Below are 17,704 nucleotides of genomic sequence, written 5' to 3'. Positions count from 1 at the left end.
TATTGAGTTATCATTTTATAAAAGAAGTATTTTACAACTATTGGTATGATTCATTTATTTATTTAAAACTAATATATTCTATATTAGACTATAGTTTATAGTGAGTGTAATCTCTTAAGGACCTAGTGTATAACTAGAATTTATCCTAAGTAAATCTGCAAATGATTATGTGTAATAACAACATACAGAATGGAGCATTCATATTGGTTACAACAATCGAAGTGAACAAACAGAGTGTCAAACAATTATTAGAGACAGGGAAAGTTCATAAATTCATTATCCCTGAGTACCAACGTCCCTATGCATGGACGGATGAACAGATTGAAACATTATTCGAAGATTTGGTCGAGTACACCAAAAATAATAATGAAAGCACCTATTTTTTAGGAGCGATTGTTTCATACGAAAATAATGGTGAACAGGAAATAATAGATGGTCAGCAACGGATTACATCCCTATTTTTATTACTTCGTGCACTTTACTCAAAGCTAAATACAATGACAGAAACAAAAGAAGTAAAGAATTTTAAGGCACAAATCGAGACGGCATTATGGGAACAGGATGAATTAACAGCTGAGGTTGATTTTGAAAAAACGCTTATTGAATCCAGAGTGATAAGAGAGGGAGGAAACGATGTTTTTGCCAAAATCCTGATTACTGGGACTGTTGAAGAAGGAGCAAGAGATAACTATTCCTTAAACTACAAATTATTTACGGAGCTAATTGAAACTTTCGCTTCTAATGAGCCAGAGCTATTTTTCTGGTTCATACGGAATGTCTTGAATAAAGCGATATTACTTCCGATTACTGCAGATTCCCAAGATACAGCGTTAACTATCTTCTCGACTCTAAATGATAGAGGATTAGCTTTATCTGATGCAGATATTTTTAAAGCAAAGATTTATAATCATTTGGATGCTGAAGGGAAAGCGATTTTCATTGAACAGTGGAAGCAGCTTGATGAGGCAGCTACAAATGCGAATGAAAGTATTCAAAAATTGTTTTATTATTATATGTTCTATCTGAGAGCATTAGAAAATGATAGAGCTACTACAACACCAGGTATTCGAAAATACTATTCAAGAAATAATTATGAGCAATTATATAAGAGCGACGTAATGGAAAACTTGAATACGGTGCTTAACTTATGGCTTGTTGTTAATAATCATGTTGAAATTGAAGAAGAGAATTGGTCGAAAAATATAGAGATTAAACAAGTGTTAGATGGATTAACATCGTTTCCAAATGAATTCTGGAAGTATCCGGTGGTGATTTATTATCTTAAATATCATCGTTCACCAGATTTTGAAGAACTATTCCTCAAGTTTCTGAAAAAGTTACTTTCTGTTCTTGCAGGAAGGTATATTGTTACGCCAACGATTAATGCTGTAAAAAGAGGGATATTGAATTTAAACTCGGAAATTATTAAATCCTCAACACCAAGATTTGATTTTGCAACAGTGGATGAACAAGAGCTTAAACAGAAAATTAAAGTGGCTCATCGTTATACTGTCCGTATGATATTGAAGATTCTTGCTTACCAGTGTCAAGAAGAACTACTCCCTGAGAAATGGGAAATCGAGCATATCCTCCCTCAAAAGTGGCAATCAAGTTATTTTCCAAACAATACGGAGAGTGAAGTAAAAGAGCTGGTGGAACATATTGGAAATAAGATTCCATTTGAGAAGAAGCTAAACATCATTGCAAGTAATGGCTACTTTAAAAAGAAGCAAGACAGTTACAAGAAATCAAAGGTACAGTTAGTACTTGATCTTTCCAATCAGCATAAGGACTGGGGGTTAGAGGAAATTCGAGAAAGAGATATTCGAATTTCTGATGAGTTATTAATGTTATTGAAGGAATGGGGATTAAACGAACCCGAATTTCCTGTTCAAAAAGAACATCCGCCAGTTCCAACTCCTGAAGAAGTAAAGATGATTGAAGAGTTGAAAAGAAAAGGCTTAATTTAATTCAAACGTCTTAAAACCTAGTTGACTAAAAGAATGGTCAACTAGTTTTTTTTTTAAAGTTATATACCAGCTTGTTCGCTATAGAGAATAACTTTCGTAATGGTTTCACTGTTTGGGAGATAAATATTGCTTCCAATAGAAAAAACTTGACCACAAAAAAGTAGCACAAACCCTGAACTTAGTTTGTGCTACTAGTGCTAGTCTGTTTTCGATTATTCTATATCTAAAATAAGTGACTGGATGTCTACATCATTTTCAATCATTTTATTTTCTTTCATGAATTCGACTGTTTTTTTCATGCTTTCGATATCTGAAGGTTTAATTTCCATATCGAAATCATACATTTCATACATTTCTTTTACACCCTCTAGAGGGAGATCCGTTTCTTTTGCGGTGATTTCCATGATTTCCTCATAATTTTGATCCATGTATTGCAATGTTTCTTTTTGTACTTGTAAAAACTTTTTCACTAAGTCTGGATTCTTGGAATAGAAATCTTCACTAGTTGCGACTACAATTGTTCCGTCAACTAGGCCTTTGCCGTTCGTTACTACATGGTAACCGTCTTGAATCATATTATAGGCAGTTGGGCCAGCTGATAACGCAAAATCTACTTCTCCTGCTACTAGCGCAGCTTGGGCAGAAGGAATATCTAGTTGTACCAATACAATGTCCTTTTCTGTTAAGCCTTCCGTTGCTAGATAATTGATCAGTAACTCATGTAAAACAGTTCCTTTTGGCCCTGCGACTTTTTTGCCTACCAAATCTTTAGGTGAAGTGATATCTGCTTTATTTGTGAATAACATAAAGGCTTCAGGAGAACGACTATACATACTCATAATTTTGATATCTGCTCCATTTGAAGCCGATAAAATAACAGATGTGGCACCAACTGCGTTCAGAAATTGAATATCTCCAGAAGCTAAAGCTTGTGTCTGTTCTGGACCAGTTGTTAAATTAGAATATCCGAATTCGATTCCTTCTTCTGCAAAAGCCTCATTTAACAATCCTTTTTCTTTCTCTACAATAGAGGGTACATTTAAAGGAGATAGCACATAAGTTGTCTGTACTTTTTCTACTGTAGAAGTATTCTCCTCCTTATCCGCGCTGTCTTGTCCACATGCAGCGATTACGGACATACTAAGTACAACAAGTAAAGCTAATAACCATTTTTTCATTTATCATTCACTCTTTTCTGCTAATTTCTGGATGATCTTTCTTTTTATTTCTATAAGAGAAGGGGAGAATACATCTCTAGGATAGTCATAAGCCTCTAACTGAAAGTGAGCATGAACTCTTCCTTCGTTCAATACATATATATTTTGCCCTATAGCCATTGCTTCTTCGATACTATGTGTCACGAAGAGGATGGTTTTCTTTTTTAGTTGGTAAATTCTTATTAATTCCTTCTGCATGGCTTCACGTGTGAAGTAATCCAGTGCAGCAAAAGGTTCATCCATTAAAATGATGGACGGGTCATAGGCTAAGGCTCTTGCTAATGCAACTCGTTGTTGCATGCCACCAGATAATTGGTGTGGATAGGCCTTTTCAAACTTTTTCAAACCTATCAAGTCCATTAATTCTTCTATTTCTTCCTCATGAATCTTTTGTTTATCCAACCCGAATGTAATGTTCTTGTATACGGTTAACCATGGCATCAGACGCGGTTCTTGAAAAACGAAGCTTATTTTTTCATCCCTATCAATGAGTACTTCTCCTTGATCGGATTGCTCCAGATTAGCAAGTATGCGTAGAAGCGTTGTCTTCCCACATCCACTTTTTCCTAGGATGACACTGATGCTATTCTCCGGGAAATCAACATCAATATTTTGCAATACATCATGTTTTTTCCCATCCACCATATAACTTTTATGCAGTTGGTTTATTTTAATCCCAGCTATTTGTGATTCCTCCTAAACGAGTGAATTTCTTACTGATGATAGTAAACAATTTATCGCAGATGACCCCAAGTAAGCCGATTACAAGAATTCCTACAATCACCTTGTCAGAGCGTGACATCATCTGTGCATCTAATATGAAGTATCCTAACCCACTTGCAGCGGCAATCATTTCTGCACCAATAATTGCTCTCCAGCTATATCCGAGACCAATCTTCATGCCCAACAGAATATCTGGAATAGCAGCTGGGAGTATGATTTTCATAAACCTTTGTCTAGTGGTTAGTCCTAACACCCTTCCGACCTCTAGAAGCTTATAATCACACGACCCAAAGCCTTTTTTTATATTCAAGAACATCGGGAAGAAGGAAGCTAAAAAGATGATGATAATCTTGGATTCTTCTCCGATACCAATCCACAAAATGAGTAAGGGAATCAAGCTTAGAGGAGGAACATTCCGGAAGAACTCCACAATATGATTGTAATAAGGAGAAAGAGAGGGCTTTAAACCTGCAATAATACCAAGTATAAAGGCGAATACAAAGGCGATTAAAAAACCGACTAATACTCTTTTCAAACTTGCAAGGATATGAATAAACAGTTCTCCGCTTTGCACCATTACTAGAAAGGTATCCCACACCTTCATGGGACTAGGCAGCAGATAGGCACTCCAAACTTCGAAATAACTGAACAAATACCAGGCAATCAGGATAATCGCAATTGGTATTAATTTCTTTATTGTATTATTCATTTGTTATTCTAACCCCATCTCCATTATGGCAACCATCTTGACAATACAACATTTCCACTAATTGTTTCTCTTGCTTCGGACCACCCTGGAAATAAGCGTCTATATCCTCCTTAGATGAAAGGCTGATGACACGCGGGACATTGTCAAAAAAACCTGGCGGAATTGGGCTTGATTCAGTTGGTTTAGCACTTAGTATGATACGATGATTTCTACAAAATTCAGTCCATGTTTGAAATATCGTATTTTTCAATGCTAGTTTATTACCTAAATCTCTTAAATCCGTGCAAGGAGTTATAATATATAATTCTGCTGCATCATCGTTATATCTATTTGCCAGTTCCTTAGCACTGTGAATTAAAATTGGATCGATGGTTGAGTACTCCAAACTAGTATGGTGATATTTCTCTTTCACATAGGCCATAGCTTTAGGGCATCTATTATCACAGAGAGTCCGATTACAGCCTTCATAACTCTCTTTGTACTTATTTTTTACGGTTTCTATGTGATTTTCTTCACAAGAAACAATCTGAAAACCTAGGCTTACTAAAGTAGAATTCAATTCTTCCTGATTGTACATTTTTAAAACAACAGGATTTAACCAGATATATTTTTGCACTTTCTTCTCCTTTCTAATCAGAAAGCGATTCAAGATTAATTAACCCGGAGTAATATTATCATAAATGATAATGATTATCAATGAGATTTATGAAAGGAAAGTTTTGGTTTGTGTCCCTGGGTCAGAAACATTCATGATAGTTTGAACAAACGTGAAATTCATGTTTGTTTGTCACCCAGGGAGCCACACAATGATGTTATAATAAGTACATAATCTAGTAGCCGATGTACTTATTGGGAACTTGAATACTGTTTGGACACATACGATAAGAGTTCCTTGTTTTCTGCTGAGAGGAAGAAGGGAGCTCTTTTCTTTATCATTGGGTATCTCATGAAAAGGAGATGTTTATAGAATGTATATTGCTGGACAAAAAGAAATGCAATTGCTGGATCGATATACGATGGAAAACCTTGGTTTGCCAGGCATCGTATTGATGGAGAATGCAGGAGCGGCAGTTGTGAATGAAGTGATGAAGGATTTTCCTGATCGGGCAACGAATATTATTGTACTTGCAGGTGGTGGTAATAATGGGGGGGATGGCTTTGTTATTGCTCGCAGACTGATTGATTTTGGCTATGATGTTAGGTTGCTACTCGCAGTTGAGGAACAGAACTTGAAAGGTGATGCTAAGCTACATTATGAAGTGTATAAAAACCGGCAGTTTCCAGTGGTAGAAGCAACTGATTTGAAGAAAGCCCATGTCATCGTCGATGCTCTTCTTGGTACGGGTGTTCAAGGGGAGGTTCGTGAGCCGTTTTATTCCTTGATTCAAGAGGTAAATGAATCGGCAGCATTTGTGTATGCAGTGGATGTTCCTTCAGGTGTGAATGCCAATACAGGGGAAGTAGCGAATGTGGCTGTTTTTGCAGATAAGACGATTACATTTGTGCTGCCGAAAAAGGGGTTTTATTTGCAGCAAGGCCCTGAGTATGTTGGGGAGATTGTATGTGCGGATATTTCGGTGCCTGCATCGCTTGTACAGACTCTAGGGTTAGATTTACCGAGATTAATGCATGAGTTAGGAAAAGGAGCGGTACCTAAGCGGAAAGCGCAAGGTCATAAGGGGACGTTTGGGCATGTGCTCGTCTTGGGAGGATGCAAAAGCTATGTCGGTGCCACTGTGTACACAGCAAAGGCGGCATTTCACTCAGGGGCTGGACTGGTCACATTAGCTGTTCCAGAGACCATTTATCCAATTGTAGCTTCTCAGTGTCCAGAGAGCTTGCTATTGCCGTTGCAGGACGAGAATGGAGCAATTGCATCGCCATCCTTTGCAACCAGTGAGATTGATTTTTCAACTTATAGAACAATTGCCTTTGGACCGGGGCTCGGACGCCAAACAGATGGAGCAGCTCTTTTACGTCAACTGCTTGCTAATCTGTCGGGACAACCGCTTATTATTGATGCAGATGGGCTATTCTTTGCACGAGATATGTTAGAAGAGCTTCACACATATGAAGGGGATGTCATTTTGACACCGCATCCTGGAGAAATGGCTCATTTAACAGGTCTTACAGTGGCTGAGGTCGAGAAGAATCGTTTGGAGACTGCAAAACAGTTTGCGCAAGAGTACGGTGTTTATCTCTTATTAAAGGGGCATCGACCTATCATTACGTCACCTGATGGACAGCAATTTATCAATCCATTTGGAAATGATGCTCTAGGAAAAGGCGGAAGTGGGGATGTATTAACAGGGTTAATCGCTTCGTTTCTCTCACAGGGTACAAGTACGACAGATGCATTAATTGCAGCAAGCTACTATCATGCGACTGCAGCAGAGCAAGCTGGAAAAGAGCTATCAAATTATGGGGTAACTCCGCTGGATATTGTGGGATATGTGAGGAAGATGTTATAGATTTTAGGGGAAAATTAATACCCAAGAGTCTTCTCACTTGCGAATATAACCCAGGAAGATCGAGATACCTTCTATTCCTTTAATATATTCCAGGACAAGAGAAAAAGCGCATTTTGATTTCTTTTCAGTAACAAGCGAAGTAGTAAATGATTTTGAGAGTGGAACTTACATAATTTATTTTATTTGGCAGCACTATTAATAGATAGTGTTGTTTTTTTATTTATATAAAAAAACAAATGGTCTGTTTAAAAAAACATAATTTGTAAATTTTACATCGATTTGTACCGAGTGGAGATATGTTGTAAAATATAGGATATTAATATAATTTTATTCTAGTAAGATTTTGTAATATTATAAAAAGCTACAAATTAATATCTATTAAACTATTCCAAATCTGACAAACCTCTAAGCGACAAGATGGAAACCATTTTTATATGATTTAGCCTTATACTCCAGCAGAGAGTTGATAATAGAAAGCTGGAACAATAAAGCTTTGCTGAATCAAAATGCTCTAAAAAAGAATCTGATTACAATAGATTCAGTTGGATTCGGAGCGCTGATGGTGGTCGTAAGAGAAATGAACTGCTAACTGGGAATGGAAATAATCTTATAGATAGCCTCCAAATGAAGACTAAAAAGGAAAGAAAATTGATATGAGTAGATTTTAATTGAGTTAAAGAGAACATTCTATGGGGGAAATGTAATGAGCAAATTATCTACTGTATCAATTCAAGACCGTTTAATTGAATTGGGGGAAAGTATAGGATTACGAGCCGAAAAAGAATATTCTTTTCCTAGAACTAATGGATACAATCCTCGTTATGATGTCATTTGGTTTTTAGATGTAGAAAGTCTTAATATTGCTAACATAATGGGTGTAGAAATAATAGATGATAAATGGCTGCCTTTTGCTACTTTTGAAGTGGAAGGGGCAACTACTTCATCTAAAAATCAAGTTGGAAATATAGGGAATTTATTTATTTCTCCATGTCAGTATCATTTTATGATTGTAGCTAATCAAGAAGCAGGAAAAGAAAATGATACATATCGTAGAGGTGTCAAAATTGTAAGAACGATGCAAGAGCTAATTGGGAATAAAAACATTATTTTTTTAGACGTATCCATGCTGCCGTTGCAACTTTCAAATAAGACAAATCTTTTAACTAAACCTGAACATCAAAAGCGTGTCAAAGGCTCAGGTGGAGAAACTATTTCTTTACCTATTGCTGCAAAAGTACTAAAAAGACTCTCTGAAACAAATCTAACTGTTCATCTTGATTATGCTGCGGACTTTTTTAAAATTCAATTTCAAAATAAGAAGCAAAACTTAATATTAAATGATTTTACCTATGATCCAATCTCACTTGAACGTAAAAAAATTTTAGGGGTCTCACAATACTATTATTGTCCAAAGGTAGATATTTCAGCAGGCTTCTTTATTACAGGTGGATTTTTAGATTTTTTGGTGCAAATCGGAGAAAATCTACGTGAGGATAAACACTTGTATCCGCTACTTCAATATGTAAATGAAAAAAGGATAAAAGAGATATATTACCCTTTACTTGGTATAGAAATAGAGACAGGCGAATCTAAGCATGCGATTGGTGGGCTCATTAATGCGGGACGTTTACATCAAGTTGGGTGGATTGTGGGTACTGATTCAATGGAAAGTAGTGTTGACACATATCAATATTATTTAGGATTACGAAACACACACTATATTTCTATTAACCAATTAAATGGGGTGTCAACATGAAGGTTTTATTAGTACAACCATTTGGAGATAATTGTTCATATAATTATAAGATTATTTATAAGGAAATAAAATCATTTTTAAAGGAAGCAGAACTATCTATAGATTTAGTTGTCTTTCCAGAGGGATATGAATATGCAAAAAATGTTGATGAATGTTGGAATAAAGTTATTGATGTAGCTAATGATTTAAATACACCAGTTTTAATGGGGGTTTCAACATCATTTGGTACAGAAGAAGCCTATTACTATAATCCGAATGCGGCCCTAAATAACACTCAAGGAGAAACAGTGGACTCTGTATATATAAAGCATTCAACCTCACCGCGGGTGTTTTTCGACGATCACTATGAGGATGATTTTATTGATCTAGTGTACAGTCCGTTCATCTTAAAAGGAAAGAAAATTCAAATTTGTATTTGCCATGACATGTTTTATCCACTTTTAATGGAACGTCTAGAACTAGAAGGCATGGATATGCTTATTAATTTAACTGGTGGTAACGTTAAGATGTCTAAATGGGGTAGTATTTTAAAAGGTAGGTCATTAGAAATTCAAGGACCGGTAATGTGTACTATGGGGTATGGAGATTCAATGGGGCAAAAATCCGATCGTATTATTTATAATAACGGAAACTTATTAAAGTCAATTTATGAAAAGGGAGATGGCAAAAAACAAAATGCATATTCAATCTTTGATTTGAATCAAGAACAAACAATGCCTCAGGCAGAACCATATTATAGTGATAAGCAATATAAACACTTTACAGTAGGATATCAGGACGAAGATGTCATTATTTCTGAAAATGGATCCTTGATTTCGAATTTACCTGAAATAGAGAAACTGAAATCTTCTATTCGTTTAAAAAAGAGTAAGGATATTATTCATGTTCATGCTTGTATAGAAGATAATCTGTATGATCGGAAATTTGTATTTCAACAACCACGTTTTGAAAAAGATCATGAAGTTTTTATATATAACTGTGATAAAGATATTGATTATGATATAGCAGTAGCTTTTGCAAAGCTGAGAGTTATTGAAAATCGAATTGCAGTTGTAATAAGTACTCCAAATTACACAATCGGAGCAAAAACTAATCGTTATAAAGATGTTCAGCTATTCCAAGGGAAATCTATTGGTTTCGATTTAGAGCATATGTATGGATTTGATAGTGTTTATGAAAAATCAATTAATTCTGGAAAAGGTTTAAATCTTATATTTAAAGAACAGTATGAAAATCTAATTAATCATTAAAAGAATGCCGAGTTGAAAAAATTGCGTTGAGAAAAGTATCTGCAACTACAACATTTTTTAAAATCAAATGGGGCGGATAGGATTACTCTTTCTTTTGAGAATATAGAGATGATATTAGGATTTAATCTCCCTGATTCGGCTTATAAATATTCTGCTTGGTGGAGTAATAATATTGGTTCTCATACACAGGCTCATTCATGGAGAGATGTGGGATATAAGACTGAATCTATTCAGTTATGAATGAAGTTGGGAAGTTTCGTAGTTAATCTATTGAAGAGCTTTGAAGAATACTATTTAGTTAGTAAAGAAATACCAGACAGGAGATTTTATAATGGAAGAATCAACTTATTTTTATCATTTTCTTGAACCAATCTCTAAAGAATTAGCATTTGTTGCACGTGAACTTGAACATAGTATTTTCACAAGCCCTAGAACAATGCTCACTCATGCAAGAATATTTGTTGAGAACATCCTGCAACAAGTAATTCGAGAGGAAAAGTTGCCTGAAGAGCAATGGGCGAACTTGAAAGATAGAATTGACTTGTTGAATCAAAATGGTTACCTGACGACTGAAATCAGAGATGCTTTACATTTTGTTCGTCAGACTGGAAACAAAGCTGCTCACGATACAAGAATGTTTCGTTATTCAGAAGCATTATTGTCATGGGAGTCTGTCTATCAAATAGTCAAGTGGTATGTGGAAGTTTATGGCCCCGTTGACTTTAATGTTCCTCCATATCAGGATCCTACTCTAAAAGTGCAACAATCATATGAAATCACAGAAATTGAAGAGCGTCTCAAGTCTTTAGAAACTCTACTTATATCATCTATGCAAAAGACCTCTGTAGATACAGATAAACTTGAATCAGAGGTAGCAGCAACCACTTTAGATTTACCAATAAAATTTGACCAACCAGGTTTCACAACCATTCGTACAATTACATATAAGGATCAAAAGCTTGAAATTCCTTATTTTTTGCGGGATGCTTTCTTGCTGCCTCAAAGATTTGCTATATCAGAGACATTCCTTATTAGACTTGGAGCAGAACAACAAGCCCGGATAATGAGTGAGCTACCCAACAATCTTGAAGGATTACACCATCATGTAAAGCGTTATACCGAAAAAAATAATGAAAATTTGTTCGAAGAGTTAAAAACGTATATCGAAGAAGAGAAAACACGTAGAAAGCTTATTATCGAACGTCAAGGAGAATTATTCTTCTTTTTTAAAGATGATTATATAGTTGTGACGGAAGAGCTATCCAAGATACCTTTAACTTCCGATGAATTTACTGGAATGCCAAACCTTCTAAGGCAATTAAATGAAGACCAAATGAATACCGTCGAGCAATTACCAAAGGAATTGGTTATTTTAGCGAAATATGAAAATGTTGGTGTAGGTACTGTGGAAAAGTTGTTTGAACAGTTGAAGGAGAAACAACAGCCAAAAAACTGATTACAATATAATCTAAAACAAAATATAGATATGTGAGAGCAAAGGAAGGAATTGAATGAAGAAAACACTTGTGTATATATTCTTACTTGCAATCTTAGCTGGATGTAACAAAGACGAGAAACATGTTGTTTACATGGAAGGAGTCTCCATGTCTCCCACAATAGAACATGGGGATAAGGTGATTGTTGATAAAGACTATTATGGGGACAATGATATTAAACGTGATGATCTTGTGCTTTTTAATATGGAGGAAAGCGAACATATTAAAAGAGTGATCGGCTTACCTAACGAGCTCGTTCAGATTAGTGATGGAGCTATTTATATTGATAGCAAGCCACTTGAAAGTGAATATGATTTCGTCGATGTGTGGGAGGGTGATATGCCTGCAGAAGGTATTCAATTAAAGAGTGACGAGTATTTTCTAATTGGAGATAATCTTAAACCGCTAACAAGCAAGGATAGTAGAATAGATGGTCCTACCGCTAAGGAAGACATTATAGGGAAAGTTGTTGAAAAGTAGGATGGTTCCCTGGGTCCCAAACATTCACGTTTATTCAAATAAACGTGAAATTCATGTTAGTTTGTGACCCAGGGACAGACAAAATTCCGCACAATAAAACAACCAGGAAAATTTCTATTTTCCTGGTTGTTTTATGTGCAGCGAAAGAAAATATTTCCTAACTTCCTGTTGTAATAATCAGAATTTATTGTATAATTTAACATAAGTTAATAAATAGGCAGAGACGATGAGATGAAAGCCTAAATGTGAGTCTTTTTGAAAAGGCTTACATTTGGCGTTCATCTTTCTTTTTTGCCGTTAACTCAAACAAAGGGGGATTTACAGTGAAGAAGATGACAGGGTTAGTTGCAAGTGTAATGCTTGCGGGGAGTATTCTAGCGGGCTGTGCTGGTGGCGAATCTGGTGGGGGAAGTGGAGGAGACCGAATCACGCTTTATTCTCCTGAAACACCTGACTTTGCTAAAGAATTAGCAGCTAAATATGAAGAAGTGCACGGCGGAAAAGTAGATGTACATTACGCTGGAACGAATGTCCTGGTGAATCAAATGCTAGCTGAAAAGGATAATCCAAAGGCTGATGTATGGTATGGCGGAGGGGGAATCCTTCCTTTTGAAGCTGCTGTGGATAAAGGCATTTTGGCAGAGTATATTCCAGATTTTGCAGCAGATTGGGACATCGTAGAAGATGGCATCAAAATGAAGCATGAAGACGGAAAATATGTTGGGGTAGAAATCTTCGTTTTGGGTTTTTCTTACAATCCGGAATTAGTGTCTGAGGAAGAAGCGCCAAAAACATGGGAAGACCTGCTAGATCCTAAATGGGCAGGGAAAATCCAATTCCCTAATCCAGCAGCTTCTGGGACAGCAACTTTAATGGTAATGGACCAGATGATGAGAAAAGGGGAAGACGAGGCTTGGAAATACTTCGAGCAATTAGTGAAGCAGTCTAACTCTATGCCAGACTCAGGTTCAGCGCCAACAAAAGCAGTAGCAATGGGTGAGGCTCATATTGGAGTTGGATTTGACTTTATGGCATATGAACAAAAGGCTAAGGGTGAAAGCGTAGACTTTATCGTACCAGATAAAACACCAGTTCTTGTAAACCCAGTATCCTTAATCGAGGGTGGTCCAAATGCAGAAGGCGGAAAGAAATTTATAGATTTCCTTCTATCTGAGGACGCACAACAAATCATGGCTGACTGGTATCATATCCCGATTAATCCAAACGTAGAATCTAAGACACCATTGAACTTAGAGAAGGTGAAAGAGATTGCAGTTGATTTGGATATCGATTGGGTGAATGAAAACTATGACCGAGTTCGAAACGAATGGAAAGATAAATTTCAATAAATAAGGGTGAATATAAATGGGATCAGTAAAATTAAGTAACATCACAAAAAAGTTCGGGGACGTTACTGCGCTACATGATATTAACCTTGATATCAAGGAGGGCGAATTTTTCGCTCTTCTTGGTCCTTCGGGATGTGGAAAAACAACCACGATGAGATGTATTGCTGGATTTGAGAACCCTACTTCTGGAGAAATTTACATAGGAGACAATGAGGTAGAAAACATTCCCGCAAACAAGCGTAACTGTGGCATGGTTTTTCAAAGCTATGCACTATTTCCTCATATGAATGTATTTGAAAATGTCGCGTACAGTCTGAATATCAAAGAGTTAAACTCTAGTAATCCATTTAAACAATTAGGCATTTACGCACGTTTGCTGAATAAAAGATTAGGCAAAACACCAAAAGCCACTCAAGAGAAAGTGATGGAAATACTTCGATACGTTGAGCTGGACCAATATGCGGATCGTCTAACTAGCGAGCTTTCTGGTGGACAGCAGCAAAGGGTTGCACTAGCTAGAGCCTTGGTGATGGAGCCAGCTGTTCTATTGATGGATGAGCCACTTTCAAATCTTGATCAAAAGCTTCGACACTCTATGAGAAATACGATTAGATCAATCCAACAGGATTTAGGGATTACTACTATTTTTGTTACGCATGACCAAGAAGAAGCCATGAGTATGGCGGATCGTATAGCAGTAATGGATAAAGGGGAAATCGTGCAAATTGGTACCCCGACAGACTTATATAGTAATCCACAAACTCCTTTTATTGCAGACTTTGTTGGAACCTCGAATATTTTGAAAGGTAACGTGGTAGGGGAGGAAAATGGTTTACTCCTTGTTAGCGGAGATGGTTTTCATTTGAAGTCCTCGAATCATACGACGAAAAAAGAAGTTGATATTATTATACGACCAGAGCATGTGAGAGTTGAGCCTGTTGATAGTATAGTAGATGCTTCTACTACAAACGTGATAGAGGGTACAGTGCTCATGTCTACCTATTTAGGTTCGATTGTTCGCTATGATGTTCAGGTTGGAGAATATCAACTAATTGTGGACACCACATACTCTACAGGGGCAAATATATTTGAAGAAGGGAAAAAGGTGAAACTGACGATAGAGTTTGAAAGGGTGCTATTGATATGAAGAGATCATTCAAGAACTTCAGCGGATTATCAGTAGTAAAAATATTTATCTACGTATTTTTTGGCCTTTTCATGATACTCCCGCTTTTTTCAGTGTTTCTCGTTAGCTTCACGGGGCAGCCAATCAATATTTTAGGTTCAATCACTGATCCGTCTATTTTTAGCTCTACTATGGAAAAGTTGAAGGGTGTATCCTTAGACAACTATAAAAAAATCTTTACAAACTCAGGCTATTTAGATGCCTTAAAAAACAGTTTATACTTGGGCTTTTTAGTAACTGTAATTGTTATTACGCTCTGTATCCCAATGGCATACGGGATTGCTAGAACAAAAATGCCCTTTAAAAAGATCATCTCAGCATTATGTACCATTCCGCTTATCGTTCCGACTTTTATCTCCTCCTATGCATTTATTATTATGTTCGGAAGAGCAGGATGGGTGACGGAAATTTATAACATGTTAGGCGGAGAAGGGATGCTTCTCGATCCTTACTCTATGGCGGGAGTTGTTACAGTACAAGTATTTTTCTTCTTCCCATATGCACTTTGGCCGTTAGTTGCGGCATTTAAAATAAGTGATATTAGCTTAGAAGAAGCCTCACATAATTTAGGGGCAAAGAGCTGGTTCACTTTTATCTTTGTCACGTTTCCGCTTGCACTTCCAGGTATTATCTCGAGTGCGCTATTAATATTTACGGTAAGCTTCTCTGACTTTGGAACTCCGATTGTTCTTGCACCTAAAGAATTAAACCTCTTGGTAGTAGAAGCATATCGTGAAATGGCAGGCTTCTTTAACTGGGGCGGTGCTGCGATATTAACCGTAGTTATGCTGGTTGTAGCTGCATTCTTTTTCTGGCTTCAGCATTTATTTACGAAAAGCAGAAACTATGGATCTGTTTCTGGTAAGCCTAAAAAACAAAAACTAATAGAGAACAAGTTGTTAACAAGAGTTTTGTCAGGCTACTCTTTCTTAGTGGTGCTAATCCCACTTTTAGCGATGTTATCAGTAGCTCTACAATCTGTCGCTACAACTTGGGGAAAGGATTTACTTCCGAACGGATATACACTAGATCACTATAAAACAATCTTCTCCACGTCTATGGGGAATATACAAAATAGTATTATGCTTGCCGCTGGTGCGCTCGTTTTAAGTGTTGTTCTAGCAACATTTGTCTCTTACTTTGTCGTAAGACAAAATTCATCGAAGCTGGATTTCATGGCTTCTATGCCTTTAGTAGTTCCTGGAATCGCATTCGGTATCGCTTTGATTCAAACGTTTAATACAGCACCTTTACAGTTAACTGGGACTGCTGTTCTCTTAATCATTGCCTATACCATTCGACGACTGCCATATATGGTTAGGTCTACAATGGGAGCAATGAGAGCAATAAAACAGGATATTGAGGAGGCGGCAATCAATCTTGGGGCAACTCCTTTAACTGCAGCTATTACAATCGTTGGACCACTGATGCTACCAGGTATAGCGGCTGGCTCTGTCTTGGTGTTTATAACCGTTATTAAAGAGGCCAGCGTATCTATCTTACTTGCACCTGCAGAATGGGCACCAATGAGCTTAGTTATTTTCCAAAATATCTTACGTGCTGAATATTACACCGCTGCCGCTATGTCAGTCGTTCTAGTGGTACTTGTGCTCGTGTTACAAGGATTGGCTAATTTCTTGTCAAGAAAACAACAGTTATAGTCTATTGGGGTGAAAACGTTGAACGGATATATATTTGATTTAGACGGAACAATCTATATTGATTCGGAGATTATTCCAGGGGTACCGGAAGCGATTAGGGGCTTGAAGGAAAGAGGAGATAGGGTTGTATTTCTAACAAACAAATCGATCGCTAGTAGAAAAGAGTATGTAGAAAAATTAAAGATGCTAGATATAGAAGTGAAGCTGGAGGAAGTAATTAATTCCAATTATATTACCGCATTATATTTAAAGAGTGTCATGAAGCCGGAGGACTCCGTCTATGTCATTGGAGAGGAACCCCTTTTCGAGGAGCTTAGGGAGAATCAAATAAAATTGACGGACTCCTCCTCTGAAGCTTCACACGTCGTTATTGGATGGGACAGGGAGTTTAACTACGAGAAGTTAAACCACGCCTATCAAGCTTGGAGAAATGGAGCGGAAATAATTGCTACAAACCCTGATCGTACCTGCCCGGTCAGTGGAGGCGAAATACCAGACTGTGGGGCCATGATTGGAGCTCTAGAAGGGGCGACAGGTGAGTCTGTCAAAATTATTACTGGGAAGCCATCCTCTCTTATGGCGAATTATGTATTAAACAATGTACTGCAGATGGAAGCAAGTAATTGTTACATGGTTGGGGACAGATTAGAGACCGATATAAAAATGGGAAATGATGCTGGCATGCAATCTGTTTTAGTACTGACAGGAATCACGACAACGAATATGCTAGAAAATCCTGTACATAAGCCGGAATATGTATTAGACAGCGTAAGGGACATACTTTCGTTATAGATTAAAACTCCACATCTCTGGAATCCCAGCGGATATCGCTAGAGCACCGTTTTCTAAGGCTAGATGTACCTCTGATATATTATCTATCAGACCTCCAGCTATTATAGGAAATGGTAGACTTGTAGAAAGCTGATCAATGACCTTTGGCATAATACCAGGCATTACTTCTACAGCATCAGGGCGACAGGAGTTAGCCATTTCAATCCCTTTCATGACAGCATTCCGATCTAGCAAAAATATTCTTTGGATAGTCATGAGGCCAACTTCTTTAGCAAGCTTCACTACATTGCTCTTCGTAGTGATAATCCCGGTTGGTTTCCATTTGTCTGCTACGAAAGTTAAGGCAGTTTTCGAGCTTGAAATACCATCGATGAAATCTAGGTGAATAAAGACGTATTTATTTGCCTGTTTGATCTTCTGTATATGCTCGCCTGTAGTCATGATGTTTCCGGTAAGTAGAAAGACAATATTGGATTTGCTGGCAATCGCCTGTTGCAAATCTTGTTCGTTCGTAACAGAAGCTATTATTTGTGATTCAACCATATCAACTAAACTCATACGCGCACCTCTTCTATCTTTTGGTTGTTATTATAGCATATTTACATTTTTTGAAATAAATAATTTTGGTCAGAGAATTGATGAGA

At 37.0% G+C, this 17,704-nt stretch carries 16 protein-coding genes; 11 read left to right on the top strand and 5 right to left on the bottom strand.

All coding sequences use genetic code 11. The features are described from left to right. Positions 1-203 precede the first annotated feature (203 nt). On the top strand, positions 204-1,970 hold the full coding sequence (locus AC1ECF_RS06150) for a DUF262 domain-containing protein (RefSeq protein WP_480388531.1): 1,767 nt from the start codon (positions 204-206) through the stop codon (positions 1,968-1,970). A gap of 212 nt (positions 1,971-2,182) precedes the next feature. On the opposite strand, the gene AC1ECF_RS06145 is transcribed toward AC1ECF_RS06150, so the two are convergent. Genes AC1ECF_RS06145 through AC1ECF_RS06130 form a run of 4 tightly spaced genes read right to left on the bottom strand, consistent with a single transcriptional unit; the run spans position 2,183 to position 5,235 of the window. Further along, positions 2,183-3,148 (bottom strand): ABC transporter substrate-binding protein, encoded by a 966-nt coding sequence (locus AC1ECF_RS06145; RefSeq protein WP_480388530.1) that lies wholly within the window; start codon positions 3,146-3,148, stop codon positions 2,183-2,185. Between the two features lie 3 nt (positions 3,149-3,151). Beyond that, positions 3,152-3,829 (bottom strand): ABC transporter ATP-binding protein, encoded by a 678-nt coding sequence (locus AC1ECF_RS06140; protein WP_480388529.1) that lies wholly within the window; start codon positions 3,827-3,829, stop codon positions 3,152-3,154. A 28-nt stretch (positions 3,830-3,857) separates the two neighbouring features. Next, on the bottom strand, positions 3,858-4,619 hold the full coding sequence (locus tag AC1ECF_RS06135) for an ABC transporter permease (protein ID WP_480388528.1): 762 nt from the start codon (positions 4,617-4,619) through the stop codon (positions 3,858-3,860). Beyond that, a complete protein-coding gene (locus AC1ECF_RS06130) occupies positions 4,612-5,235 on the bottom strand; it encodes a hypothetical protein (protein ID WP_480388527.1) in 624 nt (207 codons plus the stop codon). The genes AC1ECF_RS06135 and AC1ECF_RS06130 overlap by 8 nt, the downstream gene beginning before the upstream one ends. Positions 5,236-5,587: 352 nt before the next feature. Here AC1ECF_RS06130 and AC1ECF_RS06125 point away from each other — a divergent pair, with 352 nt between their 5' ends. The 10 genes from AC1ECF_RS06125 to AC1ECF_RS06080 all read left to right on the top strand — a co-directional run bounded on the left by AC1ECF_RS06125 (position 5,588) and on the right by AC1ECF_RS06080 (position 17,060). Continuing rightward, the gene (locus AC1ECF_RS06125; RefSeq protein WP_480388526.1) at positions 5,588-7,090 is read left to right on the top strand and encodes an NAD(P)H-hydrate dehydratase; all 1,503 of its coding nucleotides are present in this window, start codon (positions 5,588-5,590) and stop codon (positions 7,088-7,090) included. Between the two features lie 703 nt (positions 7,091-7,793). Then, positions 7,794-8,846: a hypothetical protein gene (locus AC1ECF_RS06120; RefSeq protein ID WP_480388525.1), complete on the top strand. Its 1,053-nt coding sequence runs from the start codon at positions 7,794-7,796 to the stop codon at positions 8,844-8,846. After that, entirely contained in the window at positions 8,843-10,096 is a 1,254-nt protein-coding gene (locus tag AC1ECF_RS06115; protein WP_480388524.1) for a nitrilase-related carbon-nitrogen hydrolase, read from the top strand. Before AC1ECF_RS06120 ends, AC1ECF_RS06115 begins: the two co-directional genes overlap by 4 nt. Positions 10,097-10,135: 39 nt before the next feature. After that, the gene (locus AC1ECF_RS06110) at positions 10,136-10,336 is read left to right on the top strand and encodes a DUF7662 domain-containing protein (RefSeq protein WP_480388692.1); all 201 of its coding nucleotides are present in this window, start codon (positions 10,136-10,138) and stop codon (positions 10,334-10,336) included. A 91-nt stretch (positions 10,337-10,427) separates the two neighbouring features. Next, a complete protein-coding gene (locus AC1ECF_RS06105; RefSeq protein WP_480388523.1) occupies positions 10,428-11,552 on the top strand; it encodes a DUF4145 domain-containing protein in 1,125 nt (374 codons plus the stop codon). A gap of 55 nt (positions 11,553-11,607) precedes the next feature. Further along, positions 11,608-12,072: a signal peptidase I gene (gene lepB / locus AC1ECF_RS06100; RefSeq protein ID WP_480388522.1), complete on the top strand. Its 465-nt coding sequence runs from the start codon at positions 11,608-11,610 to the stop codon at positions 12,070-12,072. Between the two features lie 332 nt (positions 12,073-12,404). Then, positions 12,405-13,421: an ABC transporter substrate-binding protein gene (locus tag AC1ECF_RS06095; protein ID WP_480388691.1), complete on the top strand. Its 1,017-nt coding sequence runs from the start codon at positions 12,405-12,407 to the stop codon at positions 13,419-13,421. Positions 13,422-13,437: 16 nt separating this feature from the next. Next, a complete protein-coding gene (locus AC1ECF_RS06090; protein ID WP_480388521.1) occupies positions 13,438-14,568 on the top strand; it encodes an ABC transporter ATP-binding protein in 1,131 nt (376 codons plus the stop codon). Beyond that, the gene (locus AC1ECF_RS06085; protein ID WP_480388520.1) at positions 14,565-16,268 is read left to right on the top strand and encodes an ABC transporter permease; all 1,704 of its coding nucleotides are present in this window, start codon (positions 14,565-14,567) and stop codon (positions 16,266-16,268) included. Before AC1ECF_RS06090 ends, AC1ECF_RS06085 begins: the two co-directional genes overlap by 4 nt. A 9-nt stretch (positions 16,269-16,277) precedes the next feature. Beyond that, entirely contained in the window at positions 16,278-17,060 is a 783-nt protein-coding gene (locus AC1ECF_RS06080; protein ID WP_480388519.1) for an HAD-IIA family hydrolase, read from the top strand. On the opposite strand, the gene AC1ECF_RS06075 is transcribed toward AC1ECF_RS06080, so the two are convergent. Continuing rightward, positions 17,055-17,618 (bottom strand): glycerol-3-phosphate responsive antiterminator, encoded by a 564-nt coding sequence (locus tag AC1ECF_RS06075; protein ID WP_480388518.1) that lies wholly within the window; start codon positions 17,616-17,618, stop codon positions 17,055-17,057. The genes AC1ECF_RS06080 and AC1ECF_RS06075 overlap by 6 nt on opposite strands. Between the last annotated feature and the right edge of the window lie 86 nt (positions 17,619-17,704).

This window comes from Psychrobacillus sp. Z3-81 (genome assembly GCF_056620325.1).
The sequence above is the reverse complement of the archived record's forward strand: the minus strand, read 5'-3'. Positions and strand labels throughout refer to the sequence as shown.